Annotated in this window: 21 protein-coding genes; 9 read left to right on the forward strand and 12 right to left on the reverse strand. The window is 46.3% G+C overall.

Features of this window, described 5'->3' with window-relative positions; all coding sequences use genetic code 11:
* The first annotated feature begins 63 nt into the window (after positions 1-63).
* On the forward strand, positions 64-1,488 hold the full coding sequence (locus CWM47_RS36130; protein WP_100993339.1) for a family 16 glycoside hydrolase: 1,425 nt from the start codon (positions 64-66) through the stop codon (positions 1,486-1,488).
* A 279-nt stretch (positions 1,489-1,767) separates the two neighbouring features.
* Here the strand turns inward: CWM47_RS36130 and CWM47_RS36135 are convergent, their stop codons facing one another.
* The 4 genes from CWM47_RS36135 to CWM47_RS36150 form a co-directional block, all read right to left on the reverse strand.
* Positions 1,768-2,169 (reverse strand): hypothetical protein, encoded by a 402-nt coding sequence (locus tag CWM47_RS36135; RefSeq protein ID WP_100993340.1) that lies wholly within the window; start codon positions 2,167-2,169, stop codon positions 1,768-1,770.
* Between the two features lie 385 nt (positions 2,170-2,554).
* The gene (locus tag CWM47_RS36140; RefSeq protein ID WP_100993341.1) at positions 2,555-3,844 is read right to left on the reverse strand and encodes a serine hydrolase domain-containing protein; all 1,290 of its coding nucleotides are present in this window, start codon (positions 3,842-3,844) and stop codon (positions 2,555-2,557) included.
* 374 nt (positions 3,845-4,218) lie between these two features.
* Positions 4,219-5,139, reverse strand: coding sequence for an IS3 family transposase (locus CWM47_RS36145; protein ID WP_157816246.1), 921 nt, complete (start codon positions 5,137-5,139; stop codon positions 4,219-4,221).
* Positions 5,082-5,384 carry a transposase gene (locus CWM47_RS36150; protein ID WP_100993343.1) on the reverse strand — a complete coding sequence of 101 codons (303 nt, stop codon included), beginning with the start codon at positions 5,382-5,384 and terminating at the stop codon, positions 5,082-5,084. The genes CWM47_RS36145 and CWM47_RS36150 overlap by 58 nt, the downstream gene beginning before the upstream one ends.
* Before the next feature lie 14 nt (positions 5,385-5,398).
* Between CWM47_RS36150 and CWM47_RS36155 the strand changes: the two genes are divergently transcribed.
* Complete coding sequence (locus CWM47_RS36155; RefSeq protein WP_100993344.1) at positions 5,399-5,749, forward strand: hypothetical protein; 351 nt, start codon at positions 5,399-5,401, stop codon at positions 5,747-5,749.
* 160 nt (positions 5,750-5,909) lie between these two features.
* Here CWM47_RS36155 and CWM47_RS36160 read toward each other — a convergent pair whose 3' ends face one another.
* The 3 genes from CWM47_RS36160 to CWM47_RS39615 form a co-directional block, all read right to left on the reverse strand.
* The gene (locus tag CWM47_RS36160) at positions 5,910-7,343 is read right to left on the reverse strand and encodes a DUF4932 domain-containing protein (RefSeq protein WP_100993345.1); all 1,434 of its coding nucleotides are present in this window, start codon (positions 7,341-7,343) and stop codon (positions 5,910-5,912) included.
* 63 nt (positions 7,344-7,406) lie between these two features.
* Positions 7,407-7,763 carry a LytR/AlgR family response regulator transcription factor gene (locus CWM47_RS39610; protein WP_240625628.1) on the reverse strand — a complete coding sequence of 119 codons (357 nt, stop codon included), beginning with the start codon at positions 7,761-7,763 and terminating at the stop codon, positions 7,407-7,409.
* Between the two features lie 30 nt (positions 7,764-7,793).
* Positions 7,794-8,060: a LytR/AlgR family response regulator transcription factor gene (locus CWM47_RS39615; protein WP_262511999.1), complete on the reverse strand. Its 267-nt coding sequence runs from the start codon at positions 8,058-8,060 to the stop codon at positions 7,794-7,796.
* A gap of 14 nt (positions 8,061-8,074) precedes the next feature.
* Here CWM47_RS39615 and CWM47_RS36170 point away from each other — a divergent pair, with 14 nt between their 5' ends.
* Positions 8,075-8,281, forward strand: a complete 207-nt coding sequence (locus CWM47_RS36170; RefSeq protein ID WP_100993346.1) for a transposase — start codon at positions 8,075-8,077, stop codon at positions 8,279-8,281.
* Here the strand turns inward: CWM47_RS36170 and CWM47_RS36175 are convergent, their stop codons facing one another.
* On the reverse strand, positions 8,282-8,506 hold the full coding sequence (locus tag CWM47_RS36175) for a transposase (protein ID WP_100993347.1): 225 nt from the start codon (positions 8,504-8,506) through the stop codon (positions 8,282-8,284).
* A 545-nt stretch (positions 8,507-9,051) separates the two neighbouring features.
* A complete protein-coding gene (locus tag CWM47_RS36190) occupies positions 9,052-9,366 on the reverse strand; it encodes a hypothetical protein (RefSeq protein ID WP_100993350.1) in 315 nt (104 codons plus the stop codon).
* 881 nt (positions 9,367-10,247) lie between these two features.
* Between CWM47_RS36190 and CWM47_RS36195 the strand changes: the two genes are divergently transcribed.
* Positions 10,248-10,637 carry a plasmid mobilization protein gene (locus CWM47_RS36195; protein ID WP_157816182.1) on the forward strand — a complete coding sequence of 130 codons (390 nt, stop codon included), beginning with the start codon at positions 10,248-10,250 and terminating at the stop codon, positions 10,635-10,637.
* A 248-nt stretch (positions 10,638-10,885) separates the two neighbouring features.
* Here CWM47_RS36195 and CWM47_RS36200 read toward each other — a convergent pair whose 3' ends face one another.
* A complete protein-coding gene (locus CWM47_RS36200; RefSeq protein WP_157816183.1) occupies positions 10,886-11,311 on the reverse strand; it encodes a response regulator in 426 nt (141 codons plus the stop codon).
* Positions 11,312-11,515: 204 nt separating this feature from the next.
* Between CWM47_RS36200 and CWM47_RS36205 the strand changes: the two genes are divergently transcribed.
* The gene (locus tag CWM47_RS36205; RefSeq protein WP_100993353.1) at positions 11,516-11,899 is read left to right on the forward strand and encodes a response regulator; all 384 of its coding nucleotides are present in this window, start codon (positions 11,516-11,518) and stop codon (positions 11,897-11,899) included.
* A 585-nt stretch (positions 11,900-12,484) separates the two neighbouring features.
* Positions 12,485-12,682: a helix-turn-helix domain-containing protein gene (locus CWM47_RS40535; protein ID WP_100993354.1), complete on the forward strand. Its 198-nt coding sequence runs from the start codon at positions 12,485-12,487 to the stop codon at positions 12,680-12,682.
* A 102-nt stretch (positions 12,683-12,784) separates the two neighbouring features.
* Here the strand turns inward: CWM47_RS40535 and CWM47_RS36215 are convergent, their stop codons facing one another.
* Positions 12,785-13,132 (reverse strand): transposase, encoded by a 348-nt coding sequence (locus CWM47_RS36215; RefSeq protein WP_157816184.1) that lies wholly within the window; start codon positions 13,130-13,132, stop codon positions 12,785-12,787.
* Positions 13,133-13,403: 271 nt separating this feature from the next.
* Positions 13,404-13,781, reverse strand: coding sequence for a hypothetical protein (locus tag CWM47_RS36220; protein WP_100993356.1), 378 nt, complete (start codon positions 13,779-13,781; stop codon positions 13,404-13,406).
* Positions 13,782-14,099: 318 nt separating this feature from the next.
* Between CWM47_RS36220 and CWM47_RS39015 the strand changes: the two genes are divergently transcribed.
* The 3 genes from CWM47_RS39015 to CWM47_RS36235 all read left to right on the forward strand — a co-directional run bounded on the left by CWM47_RS39015 (position 14,100) and on the right by CWM47_RS36235 (position 16,568).
* Positions 14,100-14,282 carry a hypothetical protein gene (locus CWM47_RS39015; protein ID WP_100993357.1) on the forward strand — a complete coding sequence of 61 codons (183 nt, stop codon included), beginning with the start codon at positions 14,100-14,102 and terminating at the stop codon, positions 14,280-14,282.
* Between the two features lie 121 nt (positions 14,283-14,403).
* Positions 14,404-14,991: a hypothetical protein gene (locus CWM47_RS36230; RefSeq protein ID WP_100993358.1), complete on the forward strand. Its 588-nt coding sequence runs from the start codon at positions 14,404-14,406 to the stop codon at positions 14,989-14,991.
* A gap of 473 nt (positions 14,992-15,464) precedes the next feature.
* A complete protein-coding gene (locus CWM47_RS36235; protein WP_100993359.1) occupies positions 15,465-16,568 on the forward strand; it encodes an alpha/beta hydrolase in 1,104 nt (367 codons plus the stop codon).
* The last annotated feature ends 96 nt before the right edge of the window (positions 16,569-16,664 follow it).

Below are 16,664 nucleotides of genomic sequence, written 5' to 3' on the forward strand. Positions count from 1 at the left end.
TTTGATCGCCGTTACTAGATCACTTAGCATCACCTTTGGCCAAACGTATCTGACCAATCCAGAATGAAAAAGGTATTCTTAATGATGTTCGTGTTGCTGGCTACGCAAGGTCTGGCGCAAAAAAACAACCTCTCCCTCGCGTCAAAACGCCTGGATTATGCCGTTCCCCTGACAGCGAGCCAATGGAGCTTCCAGGCCGGCAAAGTTGACTTTGTCGACTACAAAGGCCAAAAGGCTATGCGGCTAGCCCAGAATGCCGGACCCGTCGTTCTCAACGAAGTTATTTTCCAGGATGGAACGATTGAATTTGACCTCGAACCCATTCGGCCCGAGTCAGCTCAGTCGATTTATTTCCACCGCCATGATTCAAACGACCAGGAGATTGTCTATCTGCGCACCAACAGTACCCTGAATCCGTTAGCTAACGACGGTATCCAGTACAGCCCCTATGTCAGGGGTGTTAATCTCTGGGATTTGTACCCCGAATACCAGGCCCCGGCGCTGCTCAAGCCCGGCGAGTGGAATCACCTCAAGCTGATTGTTTCCGGCAACCGGCTACAGGTCTTTCTCAATCAGGCTCCGCAAGCAGTACTCGACATTCCTCAACTAGAATCCAACTCCCGTCAGGGTAGTATTGCCTTTGAAGGGGCTTCACACATTGCCAACTTGCACGTAAAGCCTACTATAGTCGAGGGGGTGAGTCCGCTGGCTTCCCCTGATTTGACCAACCATGATGCCAATTATCTTCGGACCTGGGCGGTATCCACTCCGCAGGAATTGCCCGATGGGCATGAATTATCCGTTCGTCAGCTACCTACCCCTGAGCAGTTTAACGATAGCATCGGGGCGGAACGGCGGGGGTTGCTGAATCTAACCCGTAAATATGGTGCCAGTAAGACGCGACGAGTGGTCTGGCTACAAACCACCCTGGTCGCTCAGGAAGCGGTCAGTACGAACTTGCAATTGGGATTCAGTGATGAAGTGTGGGTCTTCTTGAACCATCAGATGGTGCTGGTTGACAAGAACGTATATCAATATAATATGCGTAAATACCCGGATGGACGGATTTCGACTCAGAATGCAACGGCTCCGCTTACCCTCAAGACGGGCCAGAACGATTTGTTGATTGGGGTCGCCAATGATTTTTATGGCTGGGGCCTGATGGCCCGCTTAGAAAGCACAACCCATATTCAGGCAACCGGGCAGGTGGCCCGAATTCTTTCGTTAGCCAACGAATTGTCCTCGCTGGATGTGTCGGTTTATGAAGGCACCTACCGCAATGCAGACGTCCAATTTACGCTTCGCTTTTTTAAAAAGGGTAAACGTCTTCAGCTTCAGCTATCAGGTCCGGACCCGATAGACTTGCAAGCGTTAGGCCATCACAGTTTTCTTTATACTGCGTCGAGTGCTACGTTTGACTTTGATTTAGGCCATAAAAAAGTGATTTTACGACAAGGAAGTGACACCCGAGCATTTGTCAAAGAGTGAGCATGTAGTTGGTGGACATGACTCCTTTTCAGCTTGGCTCGAATAAGACAGATTACCTGGACTGGTTAATCTGTCTGTATGCATTATGAATTTACCTGTTGGTCATCCTCCTTTGATCAAGATGCCTAGGCTAATTCTTAACCGAGTGACAAACCATCCATGGTCATTCCTAATTTGTAACTCTATTTTATACATTCTCAAATAATGCTCATTCGCGAGACATCTGAAAGTGCGCTGAAGGGGCACTTAATTAGCCAAGCAATTGGTTGATCCCTCAACTCAGCCGCTTTGCAGGCCAATTTCAACCAACTTTTTAAGGTGCGCTAACTGATCGGCACTCTCGGCAGCAACGGCTTGAGGCAACTGGCTCGACAGATGCTTCAGGAGCGCGGTCCAGTTTGGGGCCGTAGCATTCGCTTGTTTGCTGAGGACGGGTGCTGCCTGCAGGAACTGGTCCATTAATCCGGTGGCTTGGCTCAGGTTACTCCTTAAGATGGCCTGATAGGCCGCTTGTTCATGGGGACTTAAATCCAGTTTGTCATTGAGAAAGTACTGAGCAAAACCAATGGCGCTGATGCAGTTACGCAGATCATGGATAAGCAAATCCAATCGGTGGTGCTCGGGTTCCTTTTCGGATAGGGACGGCTGCGTTTTGGGGGAGTCAGGACGGCGTCGCTTCATCGATCGTACGTAATTGTCTTCTTGGTTAAAATGAGGACAGCACAGTGATGGAAAGGGGATAAATTACCTACTAAGGTCAGCATCCTGAACGGCATTGGCTTGTGGGTTCAACTTGTTCCTTCCGCCCTGCATTGAACCCGTACATGTGAAGAGATGAACCAACTCACCCTCAATTAGTTTTATCTACCCCTCATCCGTAATATACGGATAGAATCAGACAGACATAAAAAAATCGTTGTCGCTTCAAACGCTCCCCCGTGAGACGAATAAGCTTTGATGGGTCTGATCGTTTAATGGGGCGTTACAGGCTACTAGAGGAATCAACCGTAAATTCATCACCATCTCATCCTAGGCCGTAATCAATACAAGCTAAGGTAAAAATCACTTAGCGCTTAGTCAACTCGTAGATAGCATCCACATCATGAATCATAAGCTGTTGCCCACCGTTGGCGAAGCGAAAGAAAAAACCGTAAGCTTTGTTCCAGAACTCATTGGTCGCAATCGGCGTCAGCTCGAAGTCCTGGCCTTTTAAAGAGAGCAGCAGTTTCCCAGAGTCTAAACGATTGCTTACCTCCATACCTGAACTGGCCCCATACCTACCCGTAAAGGGTTCCAGTTGCGGGCTGGTTAGTGCAATCGGCTTAAACGTGGGAAGCGTATCGGCCATCCCGAAGCAGGCCTTAAAAACGTGTTGTAAAATCTGGGCTTTGGGGTAGACCTCCCCGTTGGTGCAATAAGCAATGGCTAGGTGGCTTTGGGGATAATATTGGAGCGAAGCGGCAAAACCCTCCGTCTTGCCATTGTGGCCATAGCCTGGGTGCAAAGCGTCGCCATATGGAAATAGACCTTTGCCATAGCCATCCTGCATTTGCTTCATGGTGTCCAGACTCTGTTGACTGATCAGCCGCCCACTAAACAAGCTCGTAATGAATTGGCATAGATCGCCCGGTGTCGATAGGATAGCACCGGCACCGCTAAAGTTATCTAAGTAAGCCGCCCGATCTGCTTTCCAGGCCTGGTTAACATATTTGTAGGAAACGGCTTCCTGGGCCTGGAAGCCAGCGTGATCCCCGTAATACGTATGCTTTAGAGCCAGTGGCTGGATGATCTTTTCGGTGACGATGGCCTTATAGGGCTTTCGGTAAAGTTGCTCCAGGATGTAGCTCAGTAGTAAATAATTAGAGTTGTTATAGTCGGCTCTCGCATCGGGTTCAAAATCGGGTTTTTGGGTCTTGATCATCGTCAGCAACTCAGCGTGTGTCTTAGGCTGGTCCTTCCAGGTATCATAATCGGTATTATTGGTAAAACTGGCTAGTCCACTGCGGTGCCCTACTAACTGGGCAATGGTAATGGTATGAGCATTGGCTAGGTCGGGGAAAAACCGACTAAGCTTGTCGGTGAGCCTCAGTTGATGGGCTTCGATGAGTTGATAGACCAGTACGGCCGTAAAGATTTTGGTGATCGAGCCGACGCGGAATTGGGTCTGGGCAAGTTGATCCGAGCCGACCGATCGTTGGTAGCGTAGTTCTCCGTTCTGGGTAATGGCGATACTGCCCTTGGCGAGCTGATTGGCCGCCAACCGATTGAAGAGGCTATCTAAGCCCGAGGTAGTCAGCTGAGCACTGGTAAACAAAGGGGGAAGCCACAGCGAGAAGAAAATCACAACACGTATCATGGGAGCGATTGGTCTGTAGAAGTATCGAAGCGGTTATGTGCTACAAGGTATGCATTTCGGATCGATCACACCTTGGGCTGACCTATTTTTATCTACAACCCAGCACTCATTGGTATAAGGTTAAGATAGCTGATCTTACTAAACCCTCCTAAATAAGACAGACAAAAACAGACATTTGTTGTGACGCTGGCTTAATAATGTCAAGTGCTAGTAGATACTTTTGTAGGGGTATGCAACCAACTGATTGCTGGCTGCATCTCTCCTTAAAAAGCAATCACGAAGACCATGACTAGCCAATCAAATCTATCCTTATCATTTCTCTTTTGCATTACATTATTGGCCACTATGGACTTGCAACAGTATAGTGGAGATTTTCAGGCGGCCATCGAGGAAGTGTAAAAATAAGATTCCTGTTGACTGGGCGTTCGGTAATTCAACACCGAGTGTTTCCGTCGGCGGTTGTACCAACCTTCGATATACTCAAAGGTGGCCAATCGAGCCGCAGACCGCGTCGTAAAGTAAGTATGGTTGACCATCTCGCACTTAAGGGTCTTGAAAAAACTCTCCGCAACCGCATTATCCCAACAATTACCTTTGCGACTCATACTTTGCACCACTGGTAAGTCCTTTAATTCATCTCTGAATTCAGGGCAAGCATATTGGATGCCCCGGTCCGAATGAAATACAAGTTGGCCATCTATAGTTCTGTTTATGAGGGCCATACGCCAAGCTTCTACACTCGTCTCCACCGCTTTCATACTATCGCTCATGGCCCAGCCAACCACTTTCCGGTCGGCCAGATCCAAAATCACAGTTAGGTAAAGCCACCCCTGACCAGTTGCGATATAGGTAATGTCTGACACCCACTTTTGCCCTGGTTTATCGGCAGTAAATTCTCTATTCAACACGTTTTTAGCTACTGAGTAGTCATGAGTTGATTCCGTAGTCTGCACCCGATACTTTTTATACATGATGCTACGAATCCCGACCTTCTTCATGAGTCTGGCAATACGGTTACGGGATGCCTTCACCCCCTGCTCGCGGAGTTCATCAGCAATCCGGGGACTGCCATAGCGAGACTGGCTTTTATTATGCACTTGTCGGATCCGGTTGATCAACTTATCTTGATTCAGTTGCCTCTTCCCAATCGGATGTTTACGCCAATAGTAATAACCACTACTGCTCACGTTCAGTACGTTACACATCTTCTCAACGGGAAATTCGCTGGCATGTTCCTCTATAAATCGGAATACCTCCCGTCGCCCCTGGAGAAGATGCTGACCGCCTTTTTTAATATATCGCGTTCCATCTGGGCCTCTTTGAGCTCGCGTTGCAACCTTCTGATCTGTTGCTGTTCGTCAGTGAGTGTGGTATTGGCAGGCAACATTTGATCGTTCTTTTTATGCCGCTGTCTCCATTTGCGAATTCGTCCTGGATCAATATCCAATTCGCGGGCGGCATCTTGAATTGATCCTTTTGCATACGATAATTCGATGGCCATTTCCTTGAAGGCTTCGTCAAATACACGTCGTTTAACCATAGTCAAATTGAAGTTTGTCCTCAAATCTGCCTAAAAAAAGTCTCCAGTCAAATGTAGCAAGTTCATTACCGGCAATTAAAACACAGTTTCCGCCTTCGTTTCCAGGTGGAGAAAACAAGCTAAATACATTTGTTCTGGATCAAATTGAGGAAGCGGAAACGCCGATTAAACTAGGTTTAAAGACTTGGTTGACAGCTACTCTCGATGGAACTGGTAAAGTCATTGAATTAGTCCCAACGTATGATGCTGATCCAACATTGAAAAAAGAAATGGCACGGGTGGGCACCTCGATGCCACGCTGGAACCCAGGCACGATTAATGGGCACGGGGTAGAAACGAAGTTTCAATTTCTACTTCGGCGATAACTTGAACTAGTTCCTTCAATTGCACATTCTCAAATAATGCTCCCACATGAGACGAGTAAGAATTACGTGTCGATAAATAGGGCGTTTTAATAGACTATACCTTTTTCACTGCTACAACACCTTGTAAGGCAGTATGAAGTAAGCTGAGTAGGGCGCCAACTTAAATCTTGTTTTTAACCGTCGTTTTGATCTGTGTGTAAGGGGCTAGGTCAATCCCCTTGCGACTTCTAAGGGTAGCCGATGTTTTCCAAGGGTAATTGAACAGCAGCCGGTTAAGAGTCTCGTTTACTAACGTGAGCGTAAAACGTACGGCTCTGCCGTTCGCTGACCAGACTAAGCCATTAGCCTGAGGGGTGAGCACCAACCGCTCCTGTCTTGTTTTCCCTTGCTCTTCAACCGCCCGCACTACGTCCAGGGTAGAATGCTGAAACATGGGTTCTGAAAACTCAATGACGAAAGTAGCTGTGGTGTCATGAATCGTTTGATCGGCCAGATTACACCCTTTAATGAACGGCTTGCTCAAGGACGCTTGTCGTAAACCAAGCCGTTTAACGAAGGCTGGATAGATATCTTTGAGCATTTGCCCTGGCTTCCGCCGATGGTAGAGCGTAGCCAGCTCCTGATTAAATAAAGTGCTGGCATAAAAGCCACGGGTTTCGTTTTGCAGCGCCCAATCTTGACTCACTTTCGCGGCTACGGTTGGGAAATAACGCAGCACGTAAAGATTATATACGGCCCAGGTCATGTATTCATTAAACGTCGCCAGGCTGTCTTTCTGGTAGCCACTGCCCGAATCCCATTGGCTATTGGCAAAGTTGGCCCGCACTAATAAACGGTACTGATCCGTAAGCGGGTTGACGAAGGCATGATCTAATTCGGTAAACAGCATATGCGTGCCCGAAGCCACCTCTTCCTCACTAACCAACTGAAGGGTTTTGCCCGTTAGTAGAAAGCCCGGCAACGTAATAAAATCAGTTCCTACCCCCGCTACCATTCGGTGGCAGTTCATTCGGCCCACCAGCGGAGACAGGACAATGGCATACCCCGAGATGTCAGAATGTTTACCAAATTCGGTTTCTAAAAAATGGAGCATCTCAGGATATCGCTGCGAGCTTAGGTAAGCACTGGCCAGCCCCTGATAATAGGACAAATGATCCCGATAAAAGCGTCGAAACTCCGTGACCTTGACGAAGTCTTCAACTAACTTCAGGTTCTCCTCGAAGGGGTTAAATCCTTGGTTTGCCGTAAAGTCAACCCGTCTGACTAACTGATTCGAGGAGTCAAAGGCGAATGCATAGGCATCGGTCCGGAAACTGAGATAGCTCTCCCATTGTTGCCGGGAATAATTCACCTTGGCCAGCAAGGGATGGTTGCTGTACCGATCAAAGTAGTCTCTCACTTCCCGATAGTAACTCGATTGCTGGGATACCTCCCAAGAATCGGTTTTACCGTAGTCCGTCAGCGCCAGAATAATATTTGCCAGTTCATAGGTTTCCGAAAGTCGGACAGGTGAATCCTGGCCAGGGGCAGGCTGATGCATCCGGGAGGAATCGCTTAAAAAGAGCATAACCAAGAGGGCTGATAAGTTGATCATCAGAGAAAGACGGTAGCCTATAGGGTTGAAAGAAATTGTTCAGGGACAGAACCTCGGCTCAGACTAGGGATGGAGTGACTTTTTGACGGCTTCTTTTTTGCCTCTGGATATGGGTATCTGGCTGCCATCGGCTAATAGCAAGAAGTCACCGTAGTCTTTCCGCCAGCTTTTGATAAAGGCTTTGTTTACCAAATGGGTCTGATGACACCGTAAAAAGCCGTAGCCACTCAGCAATTCGTCGTATTCATAGATGGGTTTACTGACCACTAAGCTTGTACCATCGCTTAAAAAAAACGTAGTATAGTTGTTAGCAGACTCACACCGGACAATCTCACCCGTCCTGACAAATCGGGTTTCCTGCGTCGTTGACAGGGCGATCCGTTGGTCTTCGTTACGGGATTGCGCCTGGAGCCACTGCATCAGGTAACCTACCTGTTGATTCTGGTCTTTTTATTGACGTTGTTTACTGGCTCTGGCTACGGCTGCCTGTAGCTCACTAATGTCGACGGGTTTGAGTAAATAATCCACCGCAGCAAACCGCATTGCCTGGATAGCATACTGATCATAGGCCGTCACAAAGATGACCTCAAAATCGTACTTGGCCAGACTCCGTAGCAATGCAAAGCCATCCTGGTCCGGCATCTGAATATCCAAAAAGAGCAGATCTGAACTTGCTACATTTGACTGGAGACTTTTTTTAGGCAGATTTGAGGCCAAACTTCAATTTGACCATGGTTAAACGACGTGTGTTTGACGAAGCATTCAAGGAAATGGCTGTCGAGCTGTCTTATGTAAAAGGATCAATTCAAGAAGCCGCCCGCGAATTGGACATCGATCCAGGACGAATCAGCAAATGGAGACAACGCCACAAAAAAAACGATCAAACGTTGCCTGCCAATACCACACTTACTGACGAACAGCAACAGATCAGAAGCTAGCTAGCTAGTTGCAACTTGCAACCTTCTGATCTGTTGCTGTTCGTCAGTAAGTGTGGTATTGGCAGGCAACGTTTGATCGTTTTTTTTGTGGCGTTGTCTCCATTTGCTGATTCGTCCTGGATCGATGTCCAATTCGCGGGCGGCTTCTTGAATTGATCCTTTTACATAAGACAGCTCGACAGCCATTTCCTTGAATGCTTCGTCAAACACACGTCGTTTAACCATGGTCAAATTGAAGTTTGGCCTCAAATCTGCCTAAAAAAAGTCTCCAGTCAAATGTAGCAAGTTCAAGGGGGGAATTAAATCGGTAGTCTTTGTATTCGACCGGAACAGACCCGCCCAGGCCTACCTGTTTAACTCCAGTAGCATATACCGTATCCTCAATGGATATAGTTAACAATGGAGCACCTTTAAGACTCTGAAATTCGTATAGTTGGATTGGTTCTTCAGCAATGTAGTAGTATCGATTAACGGTACAGCCTGACAATGATAGTACGACGAGGCAGAGTAGAATTAATTTCAAGTCGGAAAGATTTAGGCGAGTCATATGCAAAGAATATTATTTTCAATGACTCCCCATTTTCACTTTACTTAGCGGTAGGGATTAGCGCAAAAAGCCTCGATCTGACGAGGCCTAAGGGACTGTACCTTTTTGATCTTTGGTTGGCCTAGGTTAGCCTAAACAGCGTACCAATGAACGTGACTCAGTGGATCGACGGTTAAAGCAGCTTAATGATAGTTCAGGGCGGGGGCTAGGCCAGCCGTTGTAATTACTTTTTCTGCCGCTGATCTGCCTGAGCTTTATAATTTATGCTGTCCACAAAAGACTGGGCCTTAGCAGCCGCGGCAATGTCATTGCCCTGCTTACTTAATTCTCGGAAGGTTCTTCCTTCATTAGAAACGCCCTTTTCATCGTTTGCCTTTTTCGCCATCATAATCCACCCTAATTCTGTTTTACTAATTGGTGGCATAACCTCCAGTAACGGGCCTAAGCCTATAGCTTCGGTGTATTTCTGGTCCAGGGGGTCAGAAGAGCATGCTGTTAAACAAAACAGGATAAACGTATTGAGTAGGACAATCTTCATCGTGTGTGCTTTTAACATGAAGAAGGCTAACTCGTTGAATTCCTACTAGTTGGATTAGGTAACGGTATCAGTGGGCATAAAAAACAGCAGCTACTCAATAAGTAGCTGCTGTTTGCAATAAACTTATTCTACTTATTAAACAATCTAATCTTAGAACAGAGTTTGTAGTCAAAGCCGGTTTTATAGTGAGGTAGTGGTAAACTAGACTTCAGGTATTTAGCTGCATGCTCTAGCTTGAACAAAAAACAGCAAATGCCCAGTAAGCATTTGCTGTTTGAGAACAATCTACACAATACTAGAATAATTCGTTTAACCCTATAACTGCGATCCCGGGAGAATGCACATATATAGTGAGGTTATGGCATATAAAAAAACAGCAGCTACCCAGAAGGTGGCTGCTGTATACCTCTAAATTCCACAATATTCATTAACCTAACCCTGAAACAGGGTTTCAATCAAAGTTAGTGGATTAAGTAAAGAGAAGTATAAACAAAAATACAGCAGCCACCCATTGGATAGCTGCTGTATAACTCAGGTTCCTTTAATTTACTAACCTATGTTTTGTATAAACGCCTGCTGCTTGTCAAAACGTGTGCTTGGTGAGGTAGTGTTGAGAAAAAAGCCCAACTGTGATTCGTGTTACGCGCTTGATGATTGAAACGCAGCCCACTTAAAGTTTAAGTTGAAAAGGGAAGGAAAAATCTAACTTGGGTGAAGGCTGTACAGGACTTTTAGTACGCTGATTCTACGGCCAAACGCCGACATTAAGAAGGGGTAGTTTTTTAGGTAGCAAGATGTGTTTTTGTCGCGACAAAAATCGTTTCTTGCTTCTGCAAAACACCCAAAACGAGGAGCCTCCGAAGTCGCCCGCAACAACAGTCATGAAGGAAAAAGACAAATGGTACAAAGGGGGCAGGCCTGAGATGAAGCCGGAAGAACGGGCCACCAGAGTAGTTCAGGTTCGCTTCACCCAAGCGGAGTATGATCAGCTTTTAATCCGAAAGGCTACCGTTAAGACGCCGACTGTATCGACCTACGTCCGGGCCGTTTGTCTTAACAAACCGCTTCGTTTGAAGCCTGAGCGCTCGACTTATCAAGATATCCTCTTGTCATTATTGCAAGAAACCAGGAGTGATGTTCTGCGAATTGGCGTCAACATCAACCAGGCTGCCAGGCGAATCAACAGCACCACGGACTATCAAGACCTGCAGCAAGAAATTAATAAGATGGCTAATGATATGGCGCGCTTTGAGGCCAGCTGCGGGAGGTGATGGCTACCATTTTAACGGAAGGCGGCGAAGTGTAGGTATCTTTTACAAGTTAAAATCTCCTCACGTAGAGTAAAGAAAAAGGGTAGCTAGAGCTACCCGATTTACCCTTATTTACTCTATGAAGCAATAATACTGACCTGTGTTATAAACCAACCTATTTAATCAATCATGCATTTGTAACAATGAGTAAACTGATCTGGCTGTGAATTTCTGTCAGTAGAGTTCTCAATGGAAGGCCTGAAGCGCCTTCACAACTCACTCGGCGGCAAACTCACTTTACGAGCGATATGGCTGCTGACGGTTGACACAACTAGCTGTAATTCATCCAGATGCATAGGCTTCTGTAAATGATCACTAGCCCCCAGTCGCAAATAAGCGGCTCGCTCCGCCTCAGTCACCTCCGCAGATAGCATAATCAGACAAGCCTGCTGACAGCTGGGATGAAGCAGCAGCGTGCTGAGCCATTTCATCTCTTCCCCATTTGGTATTACCCCATCCATCACCAACGCTACTGGTTTGTCATTGCCCAGTGAAGTCGCTGACAGAAACTCAGTGACCGAGCTAAACCAATGTAGGTCTAAATGCTGCGCCCAGCTACGAAATCCATGCTGCCAGAATATATAATCATCTTCGTCCTCGTCCAGCAAGGCAACCCAAGGTTTTAATGTGTTCATCGTAAGCCCATGTATCCAGTTGTAGAGGACAGTTGTTTTAATTAATTCCAAACAAGGTCAATTTGTTTAATTCGATTCAAACCAAGCTTGTTTAGCCAAGTAACTTCGGGAAGATTTACGTATTATTGCATTGTTAACAACATGTTACCTTTTTTGTCGCCGTACTAACTTAACCATGAACCAACATACGTACCCTGCGTCTTCATCGCCGACGATGATGAGGATAATCGGTTCCTGCTGAAGCTGGCTTTCGCTCAGCACAGCCCCCGGTGCCGACTGGTCTTTGCTCAGGATGGGCTGGATCTGCTGGATGCGCTGGCTCGGTATGAGACGATCCCGGAACTAATCATCCTGGATCTAAACATGCCTTTACTCAACGGCTTTGAAGCCCTTAAGACGCTTCGGGATCATCCCCTGTATCGACCAACGCCCATTGTCATACTAACAACGTCGGAAGCAGAACATGACCGCCAGCGGGCTGAGCAACTGGGGGCCACTGAATTCATCACCCAGCCCCTGAATGCCGGGCTACTGGGTCAGATTGTCACCCGGCTGCGGGTCGAGTGGCTGGAGGGCAACTGTTGCTAAGTAACCGCCTATCTACAGACTGGCCAACACGCTACGGACTAAAAAAAAGCCCGGCTAGTGGAGGAGCTGGGCTCGAAAAGTCTATGGTTGAGTAAGTCAGTAAGCCATAAACGGTCAGGAGTACTTATTGGTCAACGAGAACTGCGCGCTGAATAGTTATATTTTTTTGAACTGACTTAAATCTATTTCGCTGTGGGCTGCGTAAGATTAGCAAGCTTATGTTTAATACATACTGTTTGCATGCCTTACTGCTTCTATCCTAATGTGTAATTACCAACAGATAAGCCCGGTTGCAGCGCAGCCGGGCTTAATCATTCTATCCACACCTAAGACTATACCCGGGGGTATACGTCTCATTGTAGGGGGTGAACGGCCGTTTAATCGATATTGTTCAGAGCGTTTTGTCATCTCTTTCAGTAGCTCAGTGGCTGGTCAGATGTGACCGTTAATTTCTTGACGTTGTTGATAAAAGGGAATGCTCCCGGCCTGAGATACGTTTATAAACGTAAAGTGTTTACTCTTAACCCCCATGATTCGTTCAGGCATTGGCCCCTGCTAACGATAACAGAGAAGTATTTAGTTGTTATGTACTCAGTTCAGCAAGTTGCTATAATACTCGATTTAAAAGAAAGCAAAATTCGGTCTTTTATTCGCCAGGGTAAATTAAAAGCAGGCTTGTCTGGCAGTCAGCACCTGATTAATAAGATTGATCTATATCATTTTATAAAACGGTATATAGACGTTTCAGACTCCGATTGCACAGCGTTAATAAGCGCTTATTAATGGTAGATAACCAGGGGCAATTATGTAGCCTGGTCAACTTACCCTTTCGACTCCCTCAACGGCGGAAAAGGAAGTCAGCTGAAACGCATTAGTCATACCAACTTATGTGACTGTTGCACAACTCTTTTGGGACGAGATAAACCTTGAAGTAACCCGTATCATAAAGGCAAAAAAAGAACCCTCTGGTTGCAAAGCCAACACCTGAGTAATTACTTTAGGCCAGCGCTTGGCCAATAGCCACTTCTTGAGATTGTAGGCTGTTGCCGCCATCACCATCCGCTTGTGAGCACTATCTTTTCCTTTGCCTGGAGATCGACGCATCCCAAAGTAATTCAGTAAGCTACCAAAGACTGGCTCAACCACCGCACTACGACGCCGTTTCAGCCGCTTCCCTTTCGCACTCCTCAAGCGAGCTTCCATCCGCTCATACTCCCGGTAATACATGGTCACACTGAGTGATTTACAATCTCGGTTTGTTGTTCTTTACTTACGATAAAGGACGTAGAGTGAAGTTACAGTCTTTTGTCGTAAGTAAGTGTACTATCATGCAACATCATTGCTTACCCTCTTTTGGAGAAAGTAGCGATGGTGTTTCTGTAAGTCAAACACCTTTGAATCACGTTGTAAGGTTTCTTTTTATTGAAGGCGGCAAAGTATTTGAAGATATCATTTGAAACGGACTTGGCCTTAGGCCAAAGCGTCTAAGTGGGCTATGAGGCCTTCATAAGGGCTTAAATAAATACGTGTAAATTTTACCCTGCTTATCCTGACTGATATAAAAATTGAACGACATTAATTTGAACACAGCTTTGTAATGAGCAACACCACCCGTAACGGCTTGCGATTCTAAACTTATCCATTCCCCTGCTTCTTTGTTGATCCCCCTCAGAACTTGTTTCACCCTATTCATTGAGATTGCCTTTTTAAAGTCATCTCCCATTAGGGCGTAGAGCGAATCTGGCTGGTTATTATTGGTAAAACGTTGAGCCAGCTTGGCTAAGGAGTCTAGTTTGGAATTGGTAGCAGAGGCCCTAAAGGTTTGAGCCTGGGCCACATGAGCCAACAGCCCGGCAATCAGAAAAAGAGTTGTATGATTCATGGAGAGGTGTTTTCAATAAATATAAGGAATGCGGTCAGCGGGTCAACCTTCAGGGAATAAATACTTTTTACCCGATATAGTTTACTTATCATTAAATAACTCGGTCGTTGTTTGAAGCAGTAAGTGCACGCCTACTTCCTACCTTTCACTTATGCGTATAAAAATGGCCTTCACTACTTTAGAGATTATCCGGCTCGGTAAGACAGCCTGTCAAGGATAAGCTAATCCACGTATTACCGCGCCCTATCGCCCTAATGTTGACAACTTGAAGTCAGGCCGGGATTTTTTGACCCTTAAAACTCAACTACTGAGCTCATTATGTACACTATTTATTGGATACTGGGAGATAAGGAGGTACCGGTTAAAGCTATCAGTTTCACTCCTGATCTAGTCATTATTCCCCCAGATGGCGAAAAATTAACTTTAGAAGAGGCGGAAATACGACTTAAAGATTTATCCGATAGAAATTTAAGTCAACGGTTTGTGATGCGAAAAGATTAAGAATGGCCTTATCATGTGGTCACTAACATCTCTGGTATGAACATTGAAAGCGACCCCAATCGACCCGAAGATGATTGTCTTGACTTTTTACTTTCACAATTCAAAAACCTAACATTGACTTATGTATAATCCATTCCTATTTCTAGCTTTAATTTTATCCTCGTTTATCATAGAGTCCTGCCAATCAAATAATACTACCAAGAATCAAGAGGCGGAGAAGGTTGAGGCTAGGCCCTCAAAATGGACTGAAAGCAAAATAAACGAGGTGTCCCGTAAGTACAAAGGATCAGATTTTCAAAAATCCCAGGTTAAGCGGCTGGTAGAGTCATTACAGTATGATAAAACGTTAAAAGATTTTGAGGGTGAAATAAAGTCAGGAAAAGTAAAAGAAACAATTGCCACTCCAAAATTACTGGTGAAAGATGCCATGAAATATGAGTTTAATATGGATCAAATAGCCGGCAAAAGCCCGAAAGCAATAGAAAAGATTTTTGGAAAGCCCGGTAATTTAACAACAGTACATCCATCGGGAACGCCATGCCCATGCCCGAAAAAGGTATACCTTAATGGGCTTATCGAGATTGTCTATATGAGAGGAAAGGCTGACTGGATTACTATCAATTTGGGAAAATATGCTAAAGTAAATTCTAATGGCGTATCAACTCAAACATTTGATGATTATACCTACACCAAGGCTTATACAAAGTAATAAATGAATACACAACATGAAATAGTTGGTAGTGGGTGAACTGTGTTGATCAGCAAACGTAAGTACTGAATAGATAAGCCGTCAAGCATTGATTGGGGCATACTTACGCTTTAAAGTTATTCATGCTTTTTTCTGGGAGCAATAGTCATCAACATAATTCAGCCACTACCTCAGAGATTAATTAGCCCTTGCCGCTTAGCAAAAAACAAGAGCGTCTGCCGACAAACCATAAAAGCCGGGTAGTAACTGCTAGTTAGTTGCTACGGAAATTTTGCTATTTCGCACGGCGACGGCCGACCGTAAAATCCCCTGTCCGGGCTACGGTCACTTCGCTTATACGTTGTAAAAATCTCCAAGTCGACGAGTGCAATGGTACCAACTATTGGATCAATTCAAATAACTGACTCGCTTAATAAATTTTTTGCAACCAGATGCGTAGCCTTCAGTTACACTAAGAACATACATCAAGATCCATGTTCAACATCTCCAAAAAACCGAGTCTGCGTCAAACCCTACTCGCTTACCTGTTTATCCTAACCCTGTTGGCCTGCCAGGATCACCGCCTCCCCCAGCCCGGTCAGATCATTCAACCCACCGGACCCAAACCCGACTGGGGTCCCACCATTGGCCCCCAGATGCAGGCGGTGATCGAAGAGCTGGGTCGGCTTAGTCCTACCCCTCTTAACGAGTTAACACCCCAGCAGGCCCGAATGAAACCCTCCTTCAAGGATGCGGTTAACTCGCTACTCGATAAAAACAACATTCCCCGCCCTACGGCCAATGTTACCGTGAGCCAGCAAATGATTCCGGGAGCGGGTGGGACCCCCATTCGGATCGTGGTTTACAAACCCAATAATGTGTCGGGAATCCGGCCCGTCATTGTGTACTACCACGGAGGCGGCTGGGTAATTGCTAGTCCCGAAGTGTATGAATACTCAACACTGGCCTTAGCTGAAGAGACCGGAGCCATCGTGGTTTCGGTCGATTATCGACTCGCTCCGGAGAATAAATTTCCGACAGCTCATGAAGATGCCTTTGCCGCCTATAAATGGGTTAAGCAGAATGCCGCCAGCCTGAAGGGCAATCCGGATAAAGTAGCGGTGGCGGGTGAAAGTGCCGGAGGCAATATGGCCATTACAGTAAGTATGATGGCGCGTGACCAGAACATTGGGTTGCCGATCCATATCTTATCGGTGTTCCCGGTGGCGAACAACGACCTTAATACGCCTTCTTATAATCATTACGCCAATGCCAAGCCATTGAATCGTCCGTTGGTCCAGTATTTCACTAGCAATTACTTCAATTCACCCGCTGATGGGGACAGCCCCCTGATTTCCCTGGTGGATGTGGCCAACCTGACCGGCTTGCCACCCACCACCATTATCGGAGCTGAGATTGACCCGCTGCAAAGTGAAGGCATGCAACTGCGGGATAAACTTCAGTCGGTGGGGGTCCAGGTGACTTATCAGCTGTTTACGGGGGCCACTCATGAGTTTTTCGGTATGTATGCCATCGTGCCCCAGGCTCAGCAGGCCCAGGAACTGGCCGCTACCCAGCTACGCAATGCCTTCAAGTAGATAAAACGTCTTCTGGTCTGTCCGCTCCCGTATAGCCATGAAGGGAGCGGATTTGCCTAGCCCCCTGGACTGAACCTCACTTGGTAGAGTCCCAGC

The organism is Spirosoma pollinicola (genome assembly GCF_002831565.1).
Classification (GTDB): Bacteria; Bacteroidota; Bacteroidia; order Cytophagales; family Spirosomataceae; genus Spirosoma; species Spirosoma pollinicola.